The following is a 22,177-nucleotide window of genomic DNA, read 5'->3' on the forward strand; positions in this document are numbered from 1 at the left end:
ATGCTCACATCCAGTCGCCCGGCAACGTCCGCAACGCTATGTCCGCGATCGGTCACTTGCTTGACCGCTTCAATCTTGAACTCTTCCGTGTATCGCTTGCTACTCATAGACACCTCCACTTGGTTGCCAGCTTAAGGCTTCGAAGTGTCTAGTGAACCGGGGGCGATTCACTCCACGTTCCCGGCAGACGGTACGAATTGAACAGGTGCCATTGATTGTCCGAACGCCTGGGGTAAAGACGTTCCCCTGCGGCATCCGAGGCAATGGTGCGCGAGAAGCCGCTTGCTACTTGCCATCCTTTGGTCAGCGCTCCCGTGACTTCCACCTCGAAGCCTTTACTGGTCGCACCCTTGGTCGCGCGATAAGCATTGGTCGTGGTGCCGGCCACGAGGTTGTCACCGTCAAGCACCGCCACGTTGTCCTGTTCGACCCGGAACACGGCCAGCGAGGTATTGAGCTGCCCGCCGAGGTATGCGGCCTTGACGCCGGCTTCGTAGTTCTTGCCGATCACCGGGGCCAGGTAGGCACCACTTGTGTCGCGGTAGTCCTGTGGCTGAAAGATATCGGTGTAGCTTGCATAAGCCGTGTAGACGGGGTCGAGGTCATAGATCAGGCCTGCATAAGGCGTGAACTGCTTGTGTTCGCGTACGGTCGTGAGGCCCGTCATCTTCCAACGACTCTGGCGGCCTCCCGCGATGAGTTTCAGAGAGTCGGCCAAGGATAGGCGCAATGCGCCGTAGAGCGCACTTTGCCGGGTACGGTCGTCACCCAGAGGCCTAAAGTCTCCCCAGACAGGCTCTGGATAGGAGCCGTCCCACTGGAAGATGTCGCCGATGGCACTCGCCGTGTAAGCGTAGTTGCCGTAGATGTAGCGCGACTCACTGTTCGTCAGGCCGACCACGGCCTCGTGTTGTTGGCCAAGCAACTCGAATGGTCCCGTGGCCTGCACATTGGCACTGTCCTGCGTGATCGATTGGCGAGAGAAGTTGGGATAGGCACCCAATCCTTCACCGTTGCTATCCGGCTGGCGCAGCAAGTAAAGCAACTTGGATTCGTAATCGCTTTCGAGGCGGCTGACGTGGGCCCTGAGCGACCAGTCATTGTCGAACTGATGTTCGAGTCCTGCATACACTGTGTCGTTGGTGGTATCCCAATAGGTCCAATCGGTGCCGATGCTGAACGAGCGGCGCCATTGGGTTGCCGTGCCATCCGTATAGACCATCGGCAGCCCGCCCCAGGTTACGCCATCGGGGCGCTTGGACTGATGCTCCCAACCGATCCGGAGCGTGGTGGAGGGGGCAAGATCGGCCTCGACCGTGGCCAGCAAGGCACGGTTGTTTGCGTGATAGCGGTCCAGGTGCGAATCGCGCTCTTCCGCCATGGCAGCCACTCGGGCACGGATGCGGCCGCCCTCTGTCAGTGGCGTGGAAATATCGACCGTGGCCCGTCGGTCATTCCACGAACCCAAGCCCAAGGACGCGGAACCGGTGAACTTTTTGCTGCTTGCGCGCTTTCGTATGAGGTTGACCGATGCGCCCGGATTGCCAGCCCCTGTCAGTAGCCCAGTGGCTCCACGTACGACTTCGATGCGGTCATAGAGAATCGGATCGATCGTGGAGGTGCCGAAGAAGTCGTTGAGGGCAGCAGCAGGTACGCCGTCGTACTGATAGCTGTCGATATAGAAACCGCGAGAGTAGAGATCGGTGCGATCACTGTCGGAACTGCTTGCAGAGATGCCCGTGACGTATTTGGCGGCTTCACCCAGCGTGGTCAGGTTCTGGTCTTCAATCTGCTGGCGTGTGAGGACGCTGATGGATTGCGGTGTTTCGCGGAGCGTCAGGGCAAGCCCTGTGGCTGTGGTGCTCGGGCCGGTGGCAGTGTAGCTGCCACTGCCTTCCGTGACTCCGTTGCGCTCGACCTGTGCGGAAACGGTCACTGGCGCCAGCGTGGTCTCGCCGGACACTGGCACTGGTGCACGGCGCAGCTGCCAGCCGTTGTTCCCCGGGACAGCCTCCAGCCCGGTACCTTGAAGGAGTTTCTGCAAGCCGGCAGCGGGGCTGGTATCACCTTTCAGGCCCGTGCTCTGTTTGCCGGCAGTGAGGCTGGCATCGATGGTGAGCAGGATGCCGGCTTCGGCGGCAAAGCGATTGAGGGCTTGATCCAGCGGGCCGGCTGGAATCTCGTAGTGGCGGGCACTTTGAATGGTCTGTGCCTGGGCGTTTCCGGGTGTGGGGCCAAGGAGCGATCCGGCTGCGAGAATGGCCAGCGCGACGGGCGTATGCCGGAAGAGCGGGGGAGTGGAACAGGTCATGGTTTTCCTTTTCATCAGGTTGTCGTGCCCGGTAAAACAGGGCTTCATTGACCTTCCCGAGCGAAAAGAAAAAAGTGCTATGGCTGATTGCCGTTTTATGGGAGTGGGGCGATCGTGACCCAATAGGGCGTGATCCTGTTGACCTGCACCGGCAGGGCTTCGCTCAACGCGGCAAGTACGCGATCAGTATCGTCGAGCGGGAAGACGCCGGAGATCGGCAGATCGGCCACCGCCGGGTCGCAACGCAGCAGGCCAGAGCGATAGCGGGCGAGCTGGGTGAGAAAGTCGGCCAAACGCTGGTGTTCTGCGATCAGCTGACCTCGGATCCAGGCGGTGGCGTCGGTGTCAGCCAAGCCTTCGGCGATTATCTGACGACGATCGAAGCGCGCCTGTTCGCCAGCCTCGAGTCGGACTTCTTTGCCTTCTGCCGGACGCAGGGCAACAGCACCTTCGAAGACGGCCACGCGAATCTGCGAGCCATCTTCCTGGACACGAAAGCGGGTGCCCAGGGCCTGGATCTCGCCCCGGGCCGTGGCGACCAGGAAAGGGCGTTTGACGGTGGTGTTGTCTGGTGCCGTACTGATCAGGATTTCGCCCTTGCGCAAGGTGACGTGGCGGGTTTCTTCGTCATAACGAACATCGACCGCACTGGCACTGTTGAGGTCGATACGGGTGCCGTCACTGAGCAGGATCTGCCGACGTTCGCCGATGCGAGTGGCATGGTCTGCCAGAGCCAGATGCCATTGCGGTGTTTGGCGTGCGGTGCCGATGGCAAGGCTGCCGCCGGCCAGCCAGAGCAGGGCTCCGAGCACGCGTCGGCGCCCTTGCCGGATGGGCGCGTTGCGTAATACCTGAGCACCGAGTTTGTCGGGTAGATCTGCCATGCGACCATGCAGGGCCTGAACTTTATGCCAGGCATCGCGGTGCGTCGGGGCACTGGCCAGCCAGGCCTGGAAAGCGGCCTTCTCGTCGGCACTGGCTTTCCCGGACCAGAAAGTAACTTGCCATTCCAGCGCCTGGTACAGGATGGGGTCGATGCTGCCGGCTTTCTGTGGCATGGGCTTACAGGTGCTTGGGTTTTTGGGAAGTTTCTTCGAGTGCTGCGTAACAGGCCAACGTGGCTCTGAGCATGTATTTGCGCACGGTGGCCGGAGCTATGCCCAGGCGTTCGGCAATGGTGCGGTAGGTCAGGCCGTCGAACTGGGAGAGGAGGAAGGTTTCGCGCACCGGCACCGGCAGGCGATTGAGGGCCGTGTCGAGGAAACTCAGGGTTTCGATGACCAATGCCTGGGTTTCCGGCGATGGAGCCTGTACTTCGGGCAATTGTGCCAGCGCATCCAGATAGGCCAGTTCGATCTGTCGGCGGCGGAACTGGTCCACCATCAGCCCTTTGGCGATCTGGGTCAGATAAGCACGCGAGAATTCCGGTTCCGGCAGCCGCCCGGACACGAGCAGGCGCAGAAAGGTGTCCTGAGTCAGGTCGGCGGCCCGGTGCGAGCAGTTGAGTTTCTTGCGTAGCCAGGCTTGCAGCCAGCTATGGTTGTCGGCGTAGAGCGCGGCGAGGGAGTCCGTGGGTGCTGTCGTGCTCAAGGGAGTCTCCGGGTGGGCAGGCTGGCCGGCCCCAAGGGGAAACCGCAGCACGGCTCGTGTCAGTTGTTGAGAATGGTTCGCATTATTCTAAGTTTGATGGTTGACGTCAATTTTTCCAGGAATGCGAGTCTTGACTCGTCCTGACCTGCGTTTTTGTTTTTCGACCGGTAAAGGCTGTATTTGTCGCTGAACATGAAAACGCCCGATGAGGTTCATCGGGCGTCTGCTTTGCTGCGATCAAACGGAGCAACAATTGCGATCGCAGGTGCCGGCCTGATTCAGGCAGGTCAGCACGCGGTGACCAGGTCAGGCGAAGTTGGCTTCCGCGAAAGACCAGTTCACGAGGTGAGTGAGGAAAGTCTCGACGAATTTCGGGCGGGCATTGCGATAATCGATGTAGTAGGCATGTTCCCACACGTCGATCGTCAGCAGCGGCTTGTCGCCAGTGGTCAGCGGAGTGCCGGCCGGCCCCATGTTCACGATGTCCACCGAACCGTCAGCTTTTTTCACCAGCCAGGTCCAGCCTGAACCGAAATTGCCCACGGCACTCTTGGTGAAGGCTTCCTTGAAGGCATCGAAGCTGCCCCACTTGGCATTAATGGCGGCCGCCAGCGCACCGGAGGGAGCGCCGCCGCCGCTGGGCTTCAGGCAGCTCCAGAAGAAAGTGTGGTTCCAGATCTGTGCGGCATTGTTGTAAATGCCACCGGTGCTCTTCTTGACGATGTCTTCCAGGCCGGCGTTTTCGAACTCGGTGCCCGGGATCAGGTTGTTCAGGTTGGTCACGTAAGCCTGATGGTGCTTGCCGTAGTGGTACTCGAAGGTTTCCTCCGAAAGATGCGGTACCAGAGCGTTCTTGGCATACGGCAGGGGGGGCAGGGTGTGAGCCATGTTGTTCTCCTTTGTGGTTGGGTTTATCGGGTGGGGCAGGGCGCAAGGCTACCCGGATTTCGTAAGCATAGACCAATAGGTGGAATCAATTGAGTCTATAGGCGAGGGTTTCATGCTTTCGTCACGATCACTCGCAATTCACCCTCCGCGAGCCGGATATCCAGTGCTTCGCCTTCGGCCTGTGTCGTGGCCTGCCGCACGATACGACCTTGCGCATCGCGGACGACCGCATAGCCCCGGCGCAGGACTGCATCCGGGTTGAGGTGTTCCAGATGACTGCCCAGTTCGTCCAGACGCTCTTGCCAGCGCTGTAGTTTCTGCTGTTGTCGCAATTGCAGCCTTGCCTGGATCTGTTCGAGTCTTTGCGCCAGTGATCCGGTATCCGGGCGTGCGTTATGCAGGCGTGGTGCCAGCCCCTGCAGATGCAGGTGGCGTGTCTGCAATTGCTGCATGCCGGCTCGGCGCAGGCGATGCGCCAGGTTTTCCCAGCGCTCCTGGCTGCGGGCAAGGCGGGTTCGTGGATGGAGCAGGCGACGCTGCAACTCGTCACAACGCTGCCAGGCTGTCTGCAGGCGACGATCCAGTCCAAGGTTCAGCGCGCGTGCAAGGTGGGGGAGTTGCTGCCCGGCCGCCAGCCAGCCCGCCGAAACCATTTCTGCGGCAGCCGTGGGGGTGGCAGCACGCAGATCGGCGGCGAAATCGGCCAGCGTGACATCGGTCTCGTGGCCGACGCCGGAGACCACAGGGACAGCACAACCGACTCCAGGATCGTCTGTGCGATCCGCGGTCCTGCCTCCTCCCCCTGCACGGGACAGGGATAGAGCACCACTGGCAGCGCCGGAGCCCTGCGGCGCAGGCTGGCCAGCACATCCCGCAACGCGGCGGCTGCAGGAGAGGTGATGATGCCGACGCCCCGGGGCAGAGCGGGAAGCGAGTGTTTGCGATCCGCATCGAATAATCCCTCTGTCTCGAGGCGTGCCTTCAGACGCAGGAAGGCTTCGTAGAGATTGCCCGGTCCGGCCGGCCGTATCTGCTCCACGGAAAGCTGCAGATCGCCGCGCGCTTCATAGACCGTGGCCTGGGCTCTTATCTCGACACGCTGCCCTTCCTGCGGGCGGAAGGCGAGCAGTTGAGCGCGGGTGCGCCACATCGCACAGCGGATCTGGGCACGCTCATCCTTGAGGGTGAAATACAGGTGGCCGGAAGCTGCCCGGGTCAGGTTGGATATCTCGCCGCCGATCCAGCCAAGCGGGATGTTTCCTTCAACCAGGCGACGGATCTGTAGGACGAACTCGGACACGCTGGAGACCCGTGCTGAGAGCGGATCTACGGATCGGGGCAGGCTGGACATGGCTTGAATTCTAGCTCAATCCACACGGCTGCCCCGGCAGCCCCACCACGACTGGGTTTGCCGCAAGCAGACAGGGCTTGACAACTAATTTCTTTTTCAAGTCTTTGATTTTTAATGAATATGAAACTCTAGCTTAATTTTTGCCCGAATTGAAAAAAACCTTTACTGGCGGCCCACTTAGCGGCTTCGTCCCTGGGCTGCCCACAAAGTTATCCACAGTTTTTGTGGATTTCGGCTCAAGGCACGCGTAGACAGGGTTTCCGCTGGAAGGTCGGTGGGGGAGGGGGCTGCGTGCTTGCCCTGTATCCGGCCAAGGCGATAAAGTCTTGGGCTTGTCGAGGAACTCAGGAGACGCTCCCGTGCTGGAGATCATTCGTGGTGCCGGTTGGCCGATCTATCCCTTGCTGCTGGCTTCCGTGGTGGCGCTCGCGCTGATCATCGAGCGCGGCATTTCGCTGCGGCGCAATGCCATCGTACCTCCAGGCCTGCTAGACAAATTGCTTGTCGATCTGCGCAAGGGTGGTGCCAGCGAGGAACTGGTTGCCCGCTTGCAGGCGCATTCTCCTTTGGGGCGGGTGCTGGCGGCCGGTCTGCGCAATATGCGGGCCACCCGGGAGGTCATGAAGGAGTCCATCGAAGAGGCGGGGCGTGCAGTGGCCCACGAACTCGAGCGCTACCTCACCACCTTGGGCACCATCGCCACGGTGGCGCCATTGATGGGGCTGTTCGGTACCGTCGTCGGCATGATCGAGATCTTTGCGGCAGCCGACCCCGGTGGTGGTGGCGGTACCGATCCGCAGCAACTGGCGCACGGCATTTCCATCGCGCTTTACAACACGGGCTTTGGTCTGCTGATCGCAATCCCTGCGTTGATCGCCTATCGTCATTTTCGTGCGCTGGTTGACAGCATCGTGGTCGACATGGAGCAGCAGGCCGTGCGTATGGTGGAGGTTCTGCACAGCGAACGGCGCGGCGCATCCAGTTCGTCTGGCGCCGGTAAGTAAGGAATCCGCGATGAATTTCCGCCGCGGCCAGAGCAAGGAGACGCTGGAGATCAATCTGATCCCGCTGATCGACGTGCTGCTGGTGATCATCATCTTCCTGATGCTGACCACCACCTATTCGCGATTTTCCGGGCTGGAGATCAACCTGCCGACCAGCGACGGAACACCGTCGGAAACGCAGAACAACGAGATCAACGTCACCGTGACCGCGTCCGGCGACATCCTGGTGAATCGCAATGCACTCGCTTCACGCGAGCCCGGTGCGCTGGTGGAAGCCTTGCGCCGTGCTGCGCCGGAAGGTGGTGCTGTGCCGCTGGTGGTCATCAACGGAGACGCCAAGGCCAATTTTCAGAGCGTTTTCGATGTGATGCAGGCCGCGCAGAAGGCGGGGCTGCCGAATGTCTCCTTCGCCTCCCAGTCGAAGAACTGAGCGTAGCGAGGTCATCCCGTGCGGCTTGAACGTCCCCGTTGGTGGAGCAGTCGTGGCTGCCGGGCCTGGCTGCTGCTGCCACTTGCTGCGCTGTTCCTGTTCCTGAGCTTCCTGCGCCGTCGCTTCATCAAGCCGAAGGCGCTGGATGTCCCCGTGATCGTGGTGGGTAACATCGCCGTGGGCGGCAGTGGCAAGACGCCTGTGGTTATCTGGCTGGTCGAGGCCTTGCGCTCCCGGGGCCTGCGTCCGGCAGTGATCTCGCGTGGATACGGTGGCGATGCGGCAGTTCCGCGCATGGTGACGCCGCGGAGTTCGGCGGCGGAGGTCGGCGACGAAGCCGTGCTGATCGCGCGCCGTTGCGGTTGCCCGATGTGGGTAGGGCACGATCGGGTGGAAACGGGCAGAGCCTTGCTGGCCGCACACCCGGGCGTCGACATCCTGGTGACTGACGATGGATTGCAGCATTACCGGCTGGCCCGCGATATCGAGATCGTGGTGGTCGACGAGGCCATGCTCGGAAATTGTTGGCCATTGCCGGCAGGGCCGTTGCGCGAGCCTCTATCGCGTCTGCGCGATGCGCATCTGCTGATCTGCAATGGCGTGGTCAGCGCGACGCTGGAGCGCCGTCTGCCGATGGTGCCGCATGCGCAGATGCTGCTGGAAGCGCGCGAGTTCTACCGTCTGCATGATCCAGCACAGCGCTGTGACAGCATCGATCTGGGTGGTAAACGCTTGCGCGCACTGGCGGGGATCGGGCATCCGCAGCGTTTCTTCGAAACCCTGCACACATTGGGACTGCAGCCGGAGCGATGCGATGCCTATCCCGATCATCATGTCTTCACTGCCGGTGATCTTGCTGTGGAAGTCGGGCAGGCTTTGTTGTTGACCGAGAAGGATGCAGTAAAATGCGCCGCTTTCGCGCCGGCGGACACTTGGGTCCTGCCAGTGCGGGCGCGCATCGATGACGGTGCGCTCGATTGTCTGCTGGAGCGTCTGCATGGATCCGAAACTACTTGAAATCCTGGTGTGCCCTGTCTGCAAAGGGCCACTGGTGTATCACCGTGCGGCGCTGGAACTGGTCTGCAAGCCCTGCCGCCTCGCCTATCCGGTCAAGGATGGCATTCCCGTGATGCTGGCCGATGAGGCACGCGAGCTCACGGACGGTGCCGCATGAGCACTCCCCGTTTCAAGGTAGTGGTGCCGGCACGCTATGCGTCAACACGTCTGCCCGGCAAACCGTTGGCGGACATTGCGGGCAAACCCATGGTGGTCCGGGTAATGGAGCGGGCACTGGCCTCTGGCGCCGAAGAGGTCTGGGTGGCCACGGATCACGATGCGGTGCGCGATGCCGTGGAGGCGGCCGGGGGCAAGGTGCTGATGACGCGCCCGGATCATCCTACCGGAACGGACCGACTGGCCGAAGTCGTGAAAGTTCTTGGCTGGCAACCGGGTGACATCGTGGTCAACGTGCAGGGGGATGAACCCCTTATCGATCCGTTGCTGGTGGCTCGTGTGGCAGGTGCGCTGGCTGCCGATGTGAATGCCGAGATCGCCACGGCCGCCCATCCGCTCTCCAGTGTCGATGAATTCCTCAATCCCGCTGCCGTGAAAGTAGTCTGCCAGGCCAATGGCCATGCGCACTACTTTTCCCGTGCCCCCATTCCATTCCCACGTGAGCTGGCGCAGAAGGGCTTCTTGCAGGCTGGCACAGATCTGCCGGCGGATTTTCGTCCGCTGCGCCATGTGGGCCTGTATGCCTATCGTGCAGGTTTCCTGACGGCATTCGCGTCACTTTCTCCAGCACCGACCGAGCAGGTCGAGCTGCTGGAGCAGTTGCGTGCCTTGTGGCACGGCTACCAGATTCGCGTCGAAGTTCTGGATGAGGCGCCGCCCGCTGGAATCGATACCCCCGAGGATCTCGCACGTGTGCGAGCCTTGTTCGCCGCAGACCATCAATAAAGGAGAGCACATGCGTCTGATTCTGTTGGGGCCGCCGGGAGCCGGCAAAGGCACCCAGGCCAAGTTCATCGCCGAGCAGTTCGGCATTCCGCAGATTTCCACTGGTGACATGCTGCGCGCGGCGGTCAAGGCCGGCACCCCGCTGGGGCTGGCTGCCAAGGCCGTGATGGATGCCGGACAACTGGTTTCCGACGACATCATCATCGGTCTGGTGAAAGAGCGTTTGGCGCAGCCGGACTGCGCCAATGGCTACATGTTCGACGGCTTTCCGCGCACTATTCCGCAAGCTGATGCGCTCAAGGATTCCGGCGTGGCGTTGGATGTGGTGCTGGAGATCGATGTGCCGGATGCCGAGATCATCGAACGCATGAGTGGCCGCCGCGTGCATGCCGCTTCGGGGCGTACCTATCACGTGAAATTCAATCCCCCCAAGGCTGCGGGCAAGGATGACGAGACGGGTGAAGACCTCATCCAGCGTGATGACGACAAGGAAGAGGTGGTGAAGAAGCGTCTGGATGTGTATCACGCGCAGACCAAGCCACTGGTCAGCTATTACAGCGGCTGGGCTGAAACCGGCGCGACAGGTGCTCCTCGTTACGCCCGAATCAGCGGGCTGGGGAGCGTGGAAGAGATCACAGCACGGGTGATGGCTGCACTCAAACCCTGAGCGCCGCACCATGCCGGTGCGTTGCCCGGCAAGGGGCTTTCGGCTACAATGCCGGTAATTCAAGCGGGACTCGTCTCCAATCGGGCGAGTCCCGTTTTTCACGTCGTTTTCACGTCAGGCTTCCCTTAATAGAAGCCATACACAGAATTCAGGAGCGATCGATCGTGACGGAGTCCCCCCTTTACGCCATTTTGGCCCTGGCAGACGGAACAGTTTTCCAGGGGCAGGGCATCGGTGCCGTGGGCAAGAGTGTCGGTGAGGTGGTGTTCAATACCGCGATCACCGGCTATCAGGAAATCCTCACGGATCCGTCCTACACCCGTCAGATCGTCACGCTGACGCATCCGCACATCGGCAACGTTGGCGCCAACCGCGAAGACTGCGAAGCCGATCGCATCTATGCCGCCGGTCTGGTCATCCGCGACCTGCCGTTACTGGTCTCCAACTTCCGCTCCGAGCAGACTCTAGATGCCTACATGAAGGCCGAGAATGTGGTCGGTATCGCGGGCATCGATACCCGCAAGCTCACTCGCATCCTGCGCGAAAAGGGCGCTCAGGCCGGTTGTCTGGTGACCGCTGCCAGCGTCAAGGAACTGGATGCCGAAGCGGCGATTGCCGAAGCGCGGGCTTTCCCCGGGCTGGCGGGCATGGATTTGGCGAAGGTGGTGAGCACCCGTGAAGCTTATTCCTGGACCTCGGGCGAATGGCAATTGGGCAAGGGTTATGTCGAGCAGCCAGCTGCCCGCTATCACGTCGTGGCCTACGATTTCGGCGTCAAGCGCAACATCCTGCACATGCTGGCCGAGCGTGGCTGCAAGCTCACCGTGGTGCCGGCACAGACTTCCGCCGAGGAAGTGCTCAAGCTCAATCCGGATGGCGTTTTCCTCTCCAACGGTCCCGGCGATCCGGAGCCCTGTGATTACGCCATCGCTGCTGTGCGCGAATTTCTCGAGCGCAAGTTGCCGGTATTCGGCATCTGTCTGGGCCACCAGATCATGGGGCTGGCCGCGGGTGCCAAGACGCTCAAGATGAAGTTCGGCCACCACGGTGCCAATCATCCGGTCAAGGATCTGGACACAGGCCGCGTACTGATCACCAGTCAGAACCACGGTTTTGCCGTAGATGAAAAGACGCTGCCGGCCAATGTGCGTCCCTCGCACGTGTCGTTGTTCGATGGCAGTCTGCAGGGGCTTGTATGGGCCGACCGCCCGGCACTGTGTTTCCAGGGGCACCCCGAAGCCAGCCCTGGCCCGCATGACGTGGCCTACCTGTTCGACCGGTTCATCGGTCTGATGGCCGGAAAGCAGCAGTGAAGAGATAAAGGGTGAAGGGGGAAGGGTTCCCCCTTCATCGCGCTGTCCAGATAGAAGAATTCAGTTTCATGGAGAAGTGAAGAGGTTGATGGTCCGGCTGGCGGGCAGGTTTTCCTCTCCCCCTTCCGCCTTCCCCCTTCCCGGTTAAAAATGCCCAAACGCACAGACATCCAGTCCATCCTCATCATCGGTGCCGGCCCGATCATCATCGGCCAGGCCTGCGAGTTCGACTATTCCGGCGCCCAGGCCTGCAAGGCCCTGCGCGACGAGGGTTACAAGGTCATCCTGGTCAACAGCAATCCGGCCACGATCATGACCGACCCGAACATGGCGGACGTGACTTACATCGAGCCGATCACCTGGCAGGTGCTCGAGCGCATCATCGAGAAGGAGCGGCCGGATGCCGTACTGCCTACCATGGGCGGCCAGACTGCGCTGAATGCCGCGCTGGACCTGTGGCGCAACGGCGTGCTCGACAAATACAAGGTCGAGCTGATCGGTGCCACGCCCGAGGCCATCGACAAGGCCGAGGATCGTCTCAAGTTCAAGGATGCGATGACCAAGATCGGTCTCGAATCCGCGCGCTCCGGCATTGCGCACTCCATGGAAGAAGCCATGGCAGTTCAGGCCAAGCTGGGTTTTCCGGCGATCATCCGGCCGAGCTTCACGATGGGCGGCACTGGCGGTGGCATCGCCTACAACATCGAGGAGTTCGTCGAGATCTGCACGCGCGGGCTGGATCTTTCTCCCACCAATGAGCTGCTGATCGAAGAGTCGCTGCTGGGCTGGAAGGAGTTCGAGATGGAGGTCGTGCGCGATCGCGCCGACAACTGCATCATCGTCTGCTCCATCGAGAACTTGGACCCGATGGGCGTGCACACCGGTGACTCGATCACCATCGCGCCGGCTCAGACGCTGACCGACAAGGAATACCAGATCATGCGTAATGCCGCCGTGGCGGTACTGCGCGAGATCGGCGTGGACACCGGCGGCTCCAACGTGCAGTTCGCCGTGAATCCGAAGGATGGCCGCCTGATTGTCATCGAGATGAACCCGCGCGTGTCGCGCTCCTCGGCACTGGCTTCCAAGGCCACCGGTTTCCCGATCGCCAAGGTCGCGGCCAAGCTGGCCGTGGGCTTCACGCTGGACGAACTGAAAAACGACATCACCGGTGGCGCCACGCCAGCCTCCTTCGAGCCTTCGATCGATTACATCGTGACCAAGGTGCCGCGTTTTGCCTTTGAGAAGTTCCCGCAGGCGCCGGATCGCCTGACCACGCAGATGAAGTCCGTAGGTGAGGTGATGGCCATGGGCCGTACCTTCCAGGAATCCTTCCAGAAAGCATTGCGTGGCCTGGAAGTCAGCGTGTACGGTCTCGACGAGGTCGAGTGCGATCGCGAGGAACTGGAGCGCGAGCTTGCCAATCCGGGTGCGGAGCGCATCTGGTATGTGGGGCAGGGCTTCCGCGAAGGCATGAGCCGCGACGAGGTGCATGCGCTGACCAAGATCGACCCGTGGTTCCTGGCGCAGATCGAAGACCTCGTGCTGACCGAGAAGAACCTCGCCGGCCGTTCGCTGAAGAGCTTCGATGCCGCTGCATTACGTGTGCTCAAGCGCAAGGGGTTTTCCGATCGTCGCCTGGCCAAGCTGCTGGGAACGGATGAGACTTCCGTGCGGCTGTACCGCCATGCGCAGGGCGTGCGCCCGGTCTACAAGCGCGTAGATACCTGTGCTGCCGAGTTCGCCTCCAGCACGGCCTACATGTATTCCTCGTATGACGAGGAGTGCGAGGCGCTGCCGTCCGACAAGAAGAAGATCATGGTGCTCGGCGGTGGCCCGAACCGTATCGGTCAGGGCATCGAGTTCGACTATTGCTGTGTGCACGCAGCACTTGCCATGCGCGAGGATGGTTACGAGACCATCATGGTCAACTGCAATCCGGAAACCGTGTCGACCGACTACGACACCTCGGATCGCCTGTATTTCGAGCCGCTGACGCTGGAAGACATCCTGGAGATCGTCGCCGTCGAGAAGCCGGTCGGCGTGATCGTGCAATTCGGCGGTCAGACCCCGCTCAAGCGTGCCCGCGAGCTGGAAGCCAATGGCGTGCCCATCATTGGTACCAGTCCGGACATGATCGACGCGGCCGAAGACCGCGAGCGCTTCCAGAAGCTGTTGCAGGATCTGGGCCTGCAACAGCCGCCCAACCGCACCGCACGCAATGAGGCCGATGCAATCCGGCTGGCCGCAGAGATCGGCTATCCGCTGGTGGTGCGCCCGAGCTATGTGCTGGGCGGTCGCGCGATGGAAATCGTGCACGAGCAGAAGGATCTGGAGCGCTACATGCGCGAGGCGATCAAGGTTTCCAACGATTCGCCGGTGCTGCTCGACCGTTTCCTGAACGACGCCACGGAAATCGACGTGGATGCGCTCTCCGACGGCAAGCAGGTGATCATCGGCGGCATCATGCAGCACATCGAGCAGGCAGGCGTGCACTCCGGTGACTCGGCCTGCTCGCTGCCGCCCTACACCCTGTCGAAGGCGCTGCAGGACGAGCTGCGCCGCCAGACCGAAGCCATGGCGCGTGCGTTGAACGTTGTCGGTCTGATGAACGTGCAGTTCGCCATCCAGGGTGAAACTGTGTATGTGCTGGAAGTGAATCCACGTGCCTCGCGTACCGTGCCCTTCGTCTCCAAGGCCTGCTCGCTGCCGCTGGCGAAGATCGCCGCGCGCTGCATGGCGGGGCAGAGCCTCGCCGAGCAAGGGGTCACGGGTGAAGTGGTACCACCGTATTACTCCGTCAAGGAAGCCGTTTTCCCGTTCAACAAGTTCCCGGGTGTGGACACCATTCTCGGACCGGAGATGAAATCCACCGGCGAGGTCATGGGCGTGGGCAAGACCTTCGCCGAAGCCTTCGTGAAGAGCCAGCTGGCGGCCGGTACACGCCTGCCGTCCTCGGGCACGGTGTTCATCAGCGTCAAGCAGACTGACCGCGTCAAGGCTGTGGATGTCGCCCGTGAGCTGCAGGATCTGGGTTTTCGCGTCGTGGCCACCAAGGGAACCGCCACGGCGCTGGAAGAGGCCGGGTTGAGCGGCATCAACGCGGTGAACAAGGTCATGGAAGGTCGCCCGCACATCGTCGACATGATCAAGAACAACGAGATTTCCCTGATCATCAACACGGTGGAAGAGAAACGTCAGGCTATCGCCGATTCACGCTCCATCCGTACTTCCGCGCTGGCCGCCAAGGTCACGCTGTTCACCACCATCGAGGGTGCGCGCGCTGCCTGCATGGGTATCCGCCACCTCAATGATCTTGAACCTTACGCGTTGCAGGAATTGCACGCCCAACTGAGCTGATTGCCATGATCAAGACACCCCTGACCGTGCGCGGCGCGGAACTGTTGCGCGAAGAACTCCAGCGGCTCAAGAGCGTGGATCGCCCCAGCGTGATCGCAGCCATTGCCGAAGCACGTTCACACGGCGATCTCTCGGAAAACGCCGAGTACGACGCTGCCAAGGAACGCCAGGGCTTCATTGAAGGCCGTATCGCAGAGGTCGAGGCAAAGCTGTCGACCGCTCAGATCATCGATCCGACGCTGCTGGATGCCGATAGGCGCTGTGTTTTTGGCGCCACGGTGGATCTGGAGGATCTGGATGCCGGTTCGCGCGTGGTCTACCAGATCGTCGGCGAGGACGAGGCTGACATCAAGCAGGGCAAGATTTCGGTCAGTTCGCCGATTGCCCGCGCCTTGATCGGCAAAGTCGCCGGTGACGTGGTGGAAGTACAGGCGCCGGGTGGCGTGCGCGAATACGAGATCATCGACGTCCGCTACATCTGATCATGTCCCGGTTTGCCGATACCCTCTACGCCGTCGCCATCACACTGTGGGTCGGGGCATTGTGGGCCATCGGCTACATCTCCGCGCCTACGTTGTTCGAGTACGTGGTGGATCGCAGCTTCGCCGGTGTTCTGGCGGGGCGGCAGTTCGCCATCGTGGCCTGGGTGGGAATCATCTGTGCTGTCTATGCCCTGATCTACCAGTTCTTCCGCGAAGGGCTGGGTGCCTTTCGTCTGTTGGCGTTCTGGCTCATCGTGCTGATGCTTGTGCTGACCTTGATCGGCCACTTCGGCGTCACGCCAGTGATCGAGCGTCTTCGCCCTGAGCTGGCGCGGGATGTCATGGCCAGTGTGGTGCGTAGCCGTTTTGCGACCTGGCACGGCATTGCCAGTGTGCTGTGGCTGATCCAGAGCGTGCTGGGGGTCGGTCTGGTGAGTCTGCTGATCAGACGTTGATTGGGAGCGGATTCCCCCAAAAGAAAAGCCGGCCTTTTGCTTTTGTGCGACCGCTGATTCAGCGGGCACTCTTGCGAGCACGGCCACTGCCAGCAGCAGGTTTGCGGTAGCGTGGTGCCGGCGCGCCAGTGAGTGCCTTGCGCGGTGCGTTGGTTGTCGTCGGGCGACCAGGACGCAGGTTGAAACCGGCTTTCGCTTCACCAGCCTTTTTCTTGTTGGTACGCGCGGGTTGGGTACGAGGCAGGGGCTGGAGGTGCAGCTCGGGGTTGATGCGGAAGACCACCAGCAATTTGCCAATGCTCTGTACGCTGGCACAATCGAGTTGCTTGCAGATCTCGGCCAGGTAAGTTGCACGAATCTCGCGATCATCGCCATAGACGCGGATCTTGATCAGTTCGTGCGCCTTCAGTGCCTGGTCGATTTCTTTCAGTACATTGGCCGAGAGGCCGTTGCCCGAGATGCTCACGACCGGATCCAGATGGTGGGCGCGGGCGCGCAGTTCGCGGCGCTGCGCAGGGCTGAGTTCTTGCATATGTTTTTGAAACCTTTGTACAAACCCGGATTGTAGTGCCATGAAGCCCAGCAAGACCAGCAAGACCTGGATGCACGAACATATCAACGACCCTTGGGTGAAGAAAGCCAAGGCTGCGGGCTACCGCGCACGCGCGGCTTTCAAGCTGCTGGAGATCGATCAGAAGGACAAACTGCTCAAACCCGGCATGGTGGTGGTCGACCTGGGATCAGCGCCGGGCTCCTGGTCGCAGGTGGCCGCACCGAAGCTAAAGCCCGACGGGGAACTGTTCGCACTGGACATCCTGCCGATGGATGAGTTGCCCGATGTCACCTTCCTGCAAGGAGACTTTCGCGAAGAGAGCGTGCTTGCCGAATTCGAGCATCTGCTCGCTGGTCGCGCGGTGGACCTTGTACTTTCCGATATGGCCCCCAATATGTCCGGGAACGCAGTCGTAGACGATGGCCGGATGATGGGCCTGGCGGAGCTGGCGCTGGAGTTTTCGCGCGATCATCTGCGTGAGGGTGGCAACATGCTGATCAAGGTTTTTCAGGGCGCGGGTTTCATGGAGTACCGGGCTCAGATGCAGCAGCTCTTCCGCACCGTGCATTCGCGCAAACCCGAGGCGTCCAGGGACCGCAGTGCCGAAGTCTATCTGCTAGGTATCAACCGCAAGTCCTGAACGGCGGGCGGGCTGCTATCGTGGCAATTGTTTGCGGGTGGGAACATTCATCCCTAGAATCGGTCCAGTATCACGTTTTGCCTTCTTTGCCCTTCCCCCGGGCACATCAGGAGTCGCCTTGAACAACAACCTTCTCAGAAATCTCGCCATCTGGCTCGTGATCGGTGTGGTCATGTACTCGATCATGGGGCATTTCACTGCCCGCCAGGAGCGACAGAACACCCTGGAATACTCTCGCTTCCTCGATGAGGCCCGTGCCGGGCGCATCGTGCGTGCCGAGATCGATGGTTCCACGGTCAAGGCCTATACCCAGGAAGGACGCGAACTGGTGGTATCTACACCGGGTTTCCAGGATCCCTTCATGGTTTCCGATCTGCTGAAGTACGGCGTGCAGGTCTCGGCGGCGAAGAAGGAGGAAACCTCCTGGCTGCTCAGCGCTTTCCTGAATCTATTGCCGGTGCTGATAATCGTCGGTGTCTGGGTTTTCTTCATGCGCCAGATGCAGGGCGGTGGCAAGGGCGGTGCCTTTTCCTTCGGCAAGAGTAAGGCGCGCATGCTGGATGAGTCCGCCAATTCGCTCACCTTTGCGGATGTCGCCGGCTGCGACGAAGCCAAGGAAGAAGTCAGCGAGCTGGTGGAGTTCCTGCGTGACCTTTCCAAGTTCCAGAAGCTGGGCGGGCGTATTCCCAAGGGTGTGCTGATGGTCGGCTCGCCCGGGACCGGCAAGACCTTGCTGGCCAAGGCCATTGCAGGTGAGGCCAAGGTTCCGTTCTTCAGCATCTCGGGCTCGGATTTCGTCGAGATGTTCGTCGGTGTGGGCGCGGCGCGGGTGCGTGACATGTTCGAGAACGCCAAGAAGCATGCGCCCTGCATCATCTTCATCGACGAAATCGATGCCGTGGGCCGCCAGCGTGGCGCTGGCCTGGGCGGTGGCAACGACGAGCGCGAGCAGACGCTGAACCAGATGCTGGTGGAGATGGATGGCTTTGAAGGCAGCTCTGGTGTGATCGTGATCGCGGCTACCAACCGGCCGGATGTGCTGGACCCCGCGTTGCTGCGTCCGGGGCGTTTTGACCGCCAGGTTACCGTGCCCTTGCCCGATATCCGTGGTCGTGAGCAGATTCTCAAGGTGCACATGCGCAAGGTGCCAGTGGCGCCGGACGTCGATCCCGCCATCCTGGCGCGGGGCACGCCCGGCATGGCTGGTGCCGATCTTGCCAACCTGGTCAACGAAGCTGCGCTGTTTGCTGCGCGTGGCAACAAGCGCCTGGTCGATATGGACGACTTCGAGCGTGCCAAGGACAAGATCTTCATGGGGGCCGAGCGCAAATCCATAGTGATCTCGCCTGATGAGAAGAAGGCCACGGCCTATCACGAATCCGGTCACGCCATCATCGGTTCGCTGTTGCCGGGGTGCGATCCGGTGCACAAGGTGACCGTGATTCCGCGTGGCCGTGCCTTGGGCGTGACCTGGTCGCTGCCCGAGCGCGACCGTACCAGCCTGTATCAGGACCAGATGCTGGCGCAGATCAGCATGCTCTTTGGCGGTCGTGTGGCTGAAGAAATCTTCGTGGGCAAGGTTTCCACCGGAGCCTCGAATGACTTCGAACGGGCTACCTCGATTGCACGTGACATGGTGACGCGCTACGGCATGTCCGAGGAACTGGGGCCGATGGTGTATGCCGAGAACGAAGGCGAGGTTTTTCTCGGCCGCTCGGTGACCACGCACAAGAACGTCTCGGAAGCCACGATGCAGAAGGTGGATAAGGAAATCCGCCGCATCATCGACGAGCAGTACGCACTGGCCAGGAATCTGCTGGAAGAGCATCGCGACAAGGTCGAAACCATGACTAGCGCCTTGCTTGAATGGGAAACCATCGATGCCGATCAGATCCGCGACATCATGGAGGGCAAGCAGCCACGTCCGCCCAAGGTGCCCGCTGGCGCGATGCCAAGCGCTGGTGGCGGTGACGATGGTGCAGACCCTGCACCCAATGCTCCGGCACCTGTGGCTTGAGCAGGCCAGAGCCAATAAAAAAGCCCCGAAAGGGGCTTTTTTATTGGATTTACATACCTGACTTGCAAGAAAAGCGGAAAGTGTCGGACGCCCCCGTCCGGGGCCTCTCAGATGATGGATGCGTCTAGTCGCTTGGCTGGAATGACATTCAACAGAGAGGCATAACATGCTCAACGAACATGAAAGACAGGCCAAGGAAGCGGCGGAAGCGACCCTAGATGAACTAGCCTTTGTCCGATCTGAGTTCCCGAAAACGTTTCGCTGTTTCTTCAAGGTCCATGACCCTCGATCGTTCCCGCTCCGCATCAACAAAACTTCCGCAGGCGCAGATGAAGAATCCTTCCTGCTTGAGTTGCCGGAAGCTACGGTTCGTCTTGCTGCCGCATTCAGAGCACGCAACAGCGATCTCAGTTTCATCAAAGACGCGGCCATTATTTGCTTGCGTGGCTGCTTGATCAGATTCTGTGGGGTTGTTCGGCTTCATCGTTTCGGCGGCTACTTTTTCTGGGCCGGCGCTGCGGAAAGCGCCGATTGAGAAAGGGATATCGAATGACTTTCGTCTTTGGCCCTTGGGGGCTCTTTTGGATTCTGTTGAGCGCCTGGGTGTGTGGCGTAGCTTGCGGGCGCGGCGGGCTGTCCGGCCCCAGTCTGCCGTGGGAAGGCGGCGAAATATCCTTGGACAATGGTGGAAAGCGCAGCAAGAAGGGCAATGAACTTCCACGCTAATAGTGGCAACCCATCTACAGCCTGCACGACTCTTCGCGCGGCTCGCGCTATCCAGTTGTACTCCTTGTGCGTATCCCGCAGGTTGCCCATCCCGCCAATGGTCGGTGGGTCTTCTGGATTCGTTAAGACATCCTTACCGTCATAGCCAATCAATCTTTTCAAAAGGTTGATCATCTTCGTTTGGTAGCGATTGACGACTCAATCCGGGAAGAGGTCGCGGACTTCCACTTTCAGCGCTACCGCCAATACCTCTATGGCGTCCAGTGACGGGTTTGCCCCGCCTGTCTCTATGCGCGACATATACGACCGCGCGAAACCACAAATGTCAGCGAACTCGTCCTGCTTATAGCCGGCCGCTCGCCTGAGATCGCGAATGCGGTGACCGAAGAGGATGCGGAGCGGCTTCATAGGCCGCAAAGCCTGTGCTAATGTCCACTATTCGAGAACCTACTAATCGTGACATTGAGGGAGAATAGGGATGGCAACGCGAATTGTGCTGCAGCACAAGGAGACTGGATTTATCAAGAACGGGTACTACGGCTTCTCGTGGACCACGCTGTTCTTTGGCTTTATGCCCGCGCTGTTCAGGGGAGACTTCATCACGTTCTTCGGAGCATTTGCCGTCATGCTCATCATTGGACTGGTGACCGTTGGGTTTGGAACGTTCTTTGTCAGCTTGGCTTAGGCATTCATGTATAACAAGTACTACACCCGTAAGTTGCTTGAGCGTGGCTATGTGCTCGCTGGGAGCCAGGGCGAAAATTCTCTCGCGGCGTCCGCTCTGGGCATCCCACTTCCTACCCCCCAAACCATGTCGCTTGATCGGTCCAGGTAACAGTATCCGGAAACCGGGCATGATCTAGCCGGGCGGATAAACATAGCCTGTCCTCTCTTTCTGAAAGGACAGGCTATGTTCAACAAACTGCTCGATGCTATTGGCGGGTTGCTGGTTTGGGCGGGATACGTCCTGCTGCTTCGTCAACAGCAATTGAATCTTGAAAGATCGCAAGTAGGTCTCGTTGTGCAGCCGGTGTTACTTGCGTCTCACGCCAATGGAGATGTGCCGGCAAAGACGGTCGTGCTCCAATCGAATAGGCGTGACGTATCAGTAACTCGCCCGTTCTATCGTCCTTCGCGTATTCAATCGGCACATCTATGGGGTGCAGATCGCGGACTGGAATGGAAGCGTCTTCCACAGTAGGCGGTGGAAGCGAATTTGTTATTGCCCAAAGCAGGCGGTGCCGAATATCTGGGGCAATCGTTTGCAGCGTTGTCGGATCACACAGGTCATTGATGATGCTTGTGAAGTCCATTTCGTCCTCTTTTGTTGATCAAGCCGTCAATGCGGAATAGGTCAGTCGCACGCCCACAGCCTTCCCGAGCGCCGCATTGATGCGCTCCATGGTGTGCGTACGCACATTGCCTTCGTTGAGGCGGAAGGCGAATTCGTTGATATAGCGCTGCAGGTGCTTGACGCTGAACCAGTGATGGGTGCCGTAGTACCCGCGCTTGAGAACCGCCCAGACGCTCTCAATGCCGTTGGTGTGAGCCATGCCATCGACGAATTGCTTGGCGCTGTGATTGACCGCGAAGTGGGCGAACTCGGCCATGCCTTTGTACGATGAATGCTCGTCAGTGCAGAGCGTTGATCCTGGCACGAGGAGGGTGCGCAACTTCTCTTGGATCGTCTTCAGGGCAGTGTTTGGAATCACGCAGGCAACGACCTTCCCGCCGCGCTCGCGCACGCCGAACACAATCGTCTTGCCCACCGTGCCGCGCCCGGCATTGAGCTTCTTGTGCTCGTGCTTATTCATCTCTTTGCCGCCGATGTAGGTCTCGTCGGCCTCGATGATCCCGCGCAGGAAGCCCCCGCCAGTTGAGTCGTCGTCATCGTCATTGCCGCAGGCCTCGCGGATGCGCTGGAGCATGAACCACGCCGTCTTCTGCGTGACGCCCAACTCCTTCGATAGCTGCATAGACGAGATCCCCTTGCGGGATGTGACGACCAGATAGATCGCGTACAGCCACTTATCGAGCGGCACATGCGAGCGCTCGAAGATCGTGCCGGTGCGAAGAGTGAAGGTCTTGGAACACTCGGCACAGCGGTAGTAGCCCCCTATGCCGTTCCGTGTCTGCGAATACATCTTCCCGGAAGACCCGCAGAAAAGGCATGCAACACCGCCAGGCCAGCGCTGCGCCTCTAGGTGCGCGCGTGCGCTCTCTTCATCCGGAAACTTCTTGATGAGTTGGTAGGCGCTAATTGAATCGCCCCCGGTTCACTAGACACTTCGAAGCCTTAAGCTGGCAACCAAGTGGAGGTGTCTATGAGTAGCAAGCGATACACGGAAGAGTTCAAGATTGAAGCGGTCAAGCAAGTGACCGATCGCGGACATAGCGTTGCGGACGTTGCCGGGCGACTGGATGTAAACCT

General features: G+C 60.3%; 24 protein-coding genes and 1 pseudogene. 15 read left to right on the plus strand and 10 right to left on the minus strand.

What is annotated here, in order from left to right:
* From BGI27_RS14635 to xseA, 6 genes and pseudogenes are all read right to left on the minus strand, one after another.
* A partial coding sequence (locus tag BGI27_RS14635) for a transposase (RefSeq protein WP_141239830.1) occupies window positions 1-107 on the minus strand: 107 nt, incomplete at its 3' end.
* Between the two features lie 41 nt (window positions 108-148).
* Window positions 149-2,311, minus strand: a complete 2,163-nt coding sequence (locus BGI27_RS14640) for a TonB-dependent siderophore receptor (protein WP_170943060.1) — start codon at window positions 2,309-2,311, stop codon at window positions 149-151.
* A 95-nt stretch (window positions 2,312-2,406) separates the two neighbouring features.
* Window positions 2,407-3,369 carry a FecR domain-containing protein gene (locus BGI27_RS14645; RefSeq protein WP_095525575.1) on the minus strand — a complete coding sequence of 321 codons (963 nt, stop codon included), beginning with the start codon at window positions 3,367-3,369 and terminating at the stop codon, window positions 2,407-2,409.
* Between the two features lie 4 nt (window positions 3,370-3,373).
* Entirely contained in the window at window positions 3,374-3,901 is a 528-nt protein-coding gene (locus tag BGI27_RS14650; protein ID WP_095525576.1) for a sigma-70 family RNA polymerase sigma factor, read from the minus strand.
* A gap of 306 nt (window positions 3,902-4,207) precedes the next feature.
* A complete protein-coding gene (locus BGI27_RS14655; RefSeq protein ID WP_095525577.1) occupies window positions 4,208-4,789 on the minus strand; it encodes a superoxide dismutase in 582 nt (193 codons plus the stop codon).
* Between the two features lie 110 nt (window positions 4,790-4,899).
* A pseudogene (xseA, locus tag BGI27_RS18915) lies at window positions 4,900-6,140 on the minus strand (exodeoxyribonuclease VII large subunit).
* Window positions 6,141-6,499: 359 nt separating this feature from the next.
* On the opposite strand from xseA, the gene BGI27_RS14665 reads away from it, so the two are divergent.
* The 10 genes from BGI27_RS14665 (at window position 6,500) to BGI27_RS14710 (ending at window position 15,810) form a co-directional block, all read left to right on the plus strand.
* The gene (locus tag BGI27_RS14665) at window positions 6,500-7,144 is read left to right on the plus strand and encodes a MotA/TolQ/ExbB proton channel family protein (protein WP_095525578.1); all 645 of its coding nucleotides are present in this window, start codon (window positions 6,500-6,502) and stop codon (window positions 7,142-7,144) included.
* Between the two features lie 10 nt (window positions 7,145-7,154).
* On the plus strand, window positions 7,155-7,574 hold the full coding sequence (locus BGI27_RS14670) for an ExbD/TolR family protein (RefSeq protein WP_095525579.1): 420 nt from the start codon (window positions 7,155-7,157) through the stop codon (window positions 7,572-7,574).
* 18 nt (window positions 7,575-7,592) lie between these two features.
* The gene (lpxK, locus tag BGI27_RS14675) at window positions 7,593-8,591 is read left to right on the plus strand and encodes a tetraacyldisaccharide 4'-kinase (RefSeq protein WP_095525580.1); all 999 of its coding nucleotides are present in this window, start codon (window positions 7,593-7,595) and stop codon (window positions 8,589-8,591) included.
* Window positions 8,572-8,748, plus strand: a complete 177-nt coding sequence (locus tag BGI27_RS14680; RefSeq protein ID WP_095525581.1) for a Trm112 family protein — start codon at window positions 8,572-8,574, stop codon at window positions 8,746-8,748. Before lpxK ends, BGI27_RS14680 begins: the two co-directional genes overlap by 20 nt.
* Window positions 8,745-9,533 (plus strand): 3-deoxy-manno-octulosonate cytidylyltransferase, encoded by a 789-nt coding sequence (gene kdsB / locus BGI27_RS14685; protein ID WP_095525582.1) that lies wholly within the window; start codon window positions 8,745-8,747, stop codon window positions 9,531-9,533. Before BGI27_RS14680 ends, kdsB begins: the two co-directional genes overlap by 4 nt.
* Before the next feature lie 10 nt (window positions 9,534-9,543).
* Window positions 9,544-10,200 carry an adenylate kinase gene (adk, locus tag BGI27_RS14690; protein WP_095525583.1) on the plus strand — a complete coding sequence of 219 codons (657 nt, stop codon included), beginning with the start codon at window positions 9,544-9,546 and terminating at the stop codon, window positions 10,198-10,200.
* A gap of 164 nt (window positions 10,201-10,364) precedes the next feature.
* Window positions 10,365-11,513: a glutamine-hydrolyzing carbamoyl-phosphate synthase small subunit gene (carA, locus tag BGI27_RS14695; RefSeq protein WP_223871823.1), complete on the plus strand. Its 1,149-nt coding sequence runs from the start codon at window positions 10,365-10,367 to the stop codon at window positions 11,511-11,513.
* 150 nt (window positions 11,514-11,663) lie between these two features.
* Window positions 11,664-14,873, plus strand: coding sequence for a carbamoyl-phosphate synthase large subunit (gene carB, locus BGI27_RS14700; RefSeq protein ID WP_095525585.1), 3,210 nt, complete (start codon window positions 11,664-11,666; stop codon window positions 14,871-14,873).
* Window positions 14,874-14,878: 5 nt separating this feature from the next.
* Window positions 14,879-15,355: a transcription elongation factor GreA gene (gene greA, locus BGI27_RS14705; RefSeq protein WP_095525586.1), complete on the plus strand. Its 477-nt coding sequence runs from the start codon at window positions 14,879-14,881 to the stop codon at window positions 15,353-15,355.
* 2 nt (window positions 15,356-15,357) lie between these two features.
* Window positions 15,358-15,810 carry a DUF4149 domain-containing protein gene (locus BGI27_RS14710; protein ID WP_095525587.1) on the plus strand — a complete coding sequence of 151 codons (453 nt, stop codon included), beginning with the start codon at window positions 15,358-15,360 and terminating at the stop codon, window positions 15,808-15,810.
* A gap of 58 nt (window positions 15,811-15,868) precedes the next feature.
* On the opposite strand, the gene yhbY is transcribed toward BGI27_RS14710, so the two are convergent.
* A complete protein-coding gene (gene yhbY, locus BGI27_RS14715) occupies window positions 15,869-16,342 on the minus strand; it encodes a ribosome assembly RNA-binding protein YhbY (protein ID WP_095525588.1) in 474 nt (157 codons plus the stop codon).
* 40 nt (window positions 16,343-16,382) lie between these two features.
* On the opposite strand from yhbY, the gene BGI27_RS14720 reads away from it, so the two are divergent.
* The 3 genes from BGI27_RS14720 (at window position 16,383) to BGI27_RS14730 (ending at window position 19,555) form a co-directional block, all read left to right on the plus strand.
* Entirely contained in the window at window positions 16,383-17,003 is a 621-nt protein-coding gene (locus BGI27_RS14720) for an RlmE family RNA methyltransferase (protein ID WP_170943061.1), read from the plus strand.
* 118 nt (window positions 17,004-17,121) lie between these two features.
* The gene (gene ftsH, locus BGI27_RS14725; RefSeq protein ID WP_338140499.1) at window positions 17,122-19,020 is read left to right on the plus strand and encodes an ATP-dependent zinc metalloprotease FtsH; all 1,899 of its coding nucleotides are present in this window, start codon (window positions 17,122-17,124) and stop codon (window positions 19,018-19,020) included.
* A gap of 166 nt (window positions 19,021-19,186) precedes the next feature.
* Window positions 19,187-19,555 (plus strand): hypothetical protein, encoded by a 369-nt coding sequence (locus BGI27_RS14730; protein WP_095525589.1) that lies wholly within the window; start codon window positions 19,187-19,189, stop codon window positions 19,553-19,555.
* Here BGI27_RS14730 and BGI27_RS14735 read toward each other — a convergent pair.
* A complete protein-coding gene (locus BGI27_RS14735) occupies window positions 19,516-19,920 on the minus strand; it encodes a hypothetical protein (RefSeq protein ID WP_141239777.1) in 405 nt (134 codons plus the stop codon). The genes BGI27_RS14730 and BGI27_RS14735 overlap by 40 nt on opposite strands.
* A gap of 24 nt (window positions 19,921-19,944) precedes the next feature.
* On the minus strand, window positions 19,945-20,154 hold the full coding sequence (locus BGI27_RS14740; RefSeq protein WP_095525590.1) for a helix-turn-helix domain-containing protein: 210 nt from the start codon (window positions 20,152-20,154) through the stop codon (window positions 19,945-19,947).
* Window positions 20,155-20,224: 70 nt separating this feature from the next.
* On the opposite strand from BGI27_RS14740, the gene BGI27_RS18225 reads away from it, so the two are divergent.
* Window positions 20,225-20,431 carry a hypothetical protein gene (locus BGI27_RS18225; protein ID WP_223871824.1) on the plus strand — a complete coding sequence of 69 codons (207 nt, stop codon included), beginning with the start codon at window positions 20,225-20,227 and terminating at the stop codon, window positions 20,429-20,431.
* 646 nt (window positions 20,432-21,077) lie between these two features.
* On the opposite strand, the gene BGI27_RS14750 is transcribed toward BGI27_RS18225, so the two are convergent.
* On the minus strand, window positions 21,078-22,007 hold the full coding sequence (locus BGI27_RS14750) for an IS1595 family transposase (RefSeq protein WP_095525591.1): 930 nt from the start codon (window positions 22,005-22,007) through the stop codon (window positions 21,078-21,080).
* 63 nt (window positions 22,008-22,070) lie between these two features.
* Here BGI27_RS14750 and BGI27_RS14755 point away from each other — a divergent pair.
* On the plus strand, window positions 22,071-22,177 hold a 107-nt coding region (locus BGI27_RS14755; RefSeq protein WP_141239833.1), incomplete at its 3' end, for a transposase.

This window comes from Candidatus Dactylopiibacterium carminicum, assembly GCF_014736495.1.
Classification (GTDB): domain Bacteria; phylum Pseudomonadota; class Gammaproteobacteria; order Burkholderiales; family Rhodocyclaceae; genus Uliginosibacterium; species Uliginosibacterium carminicum.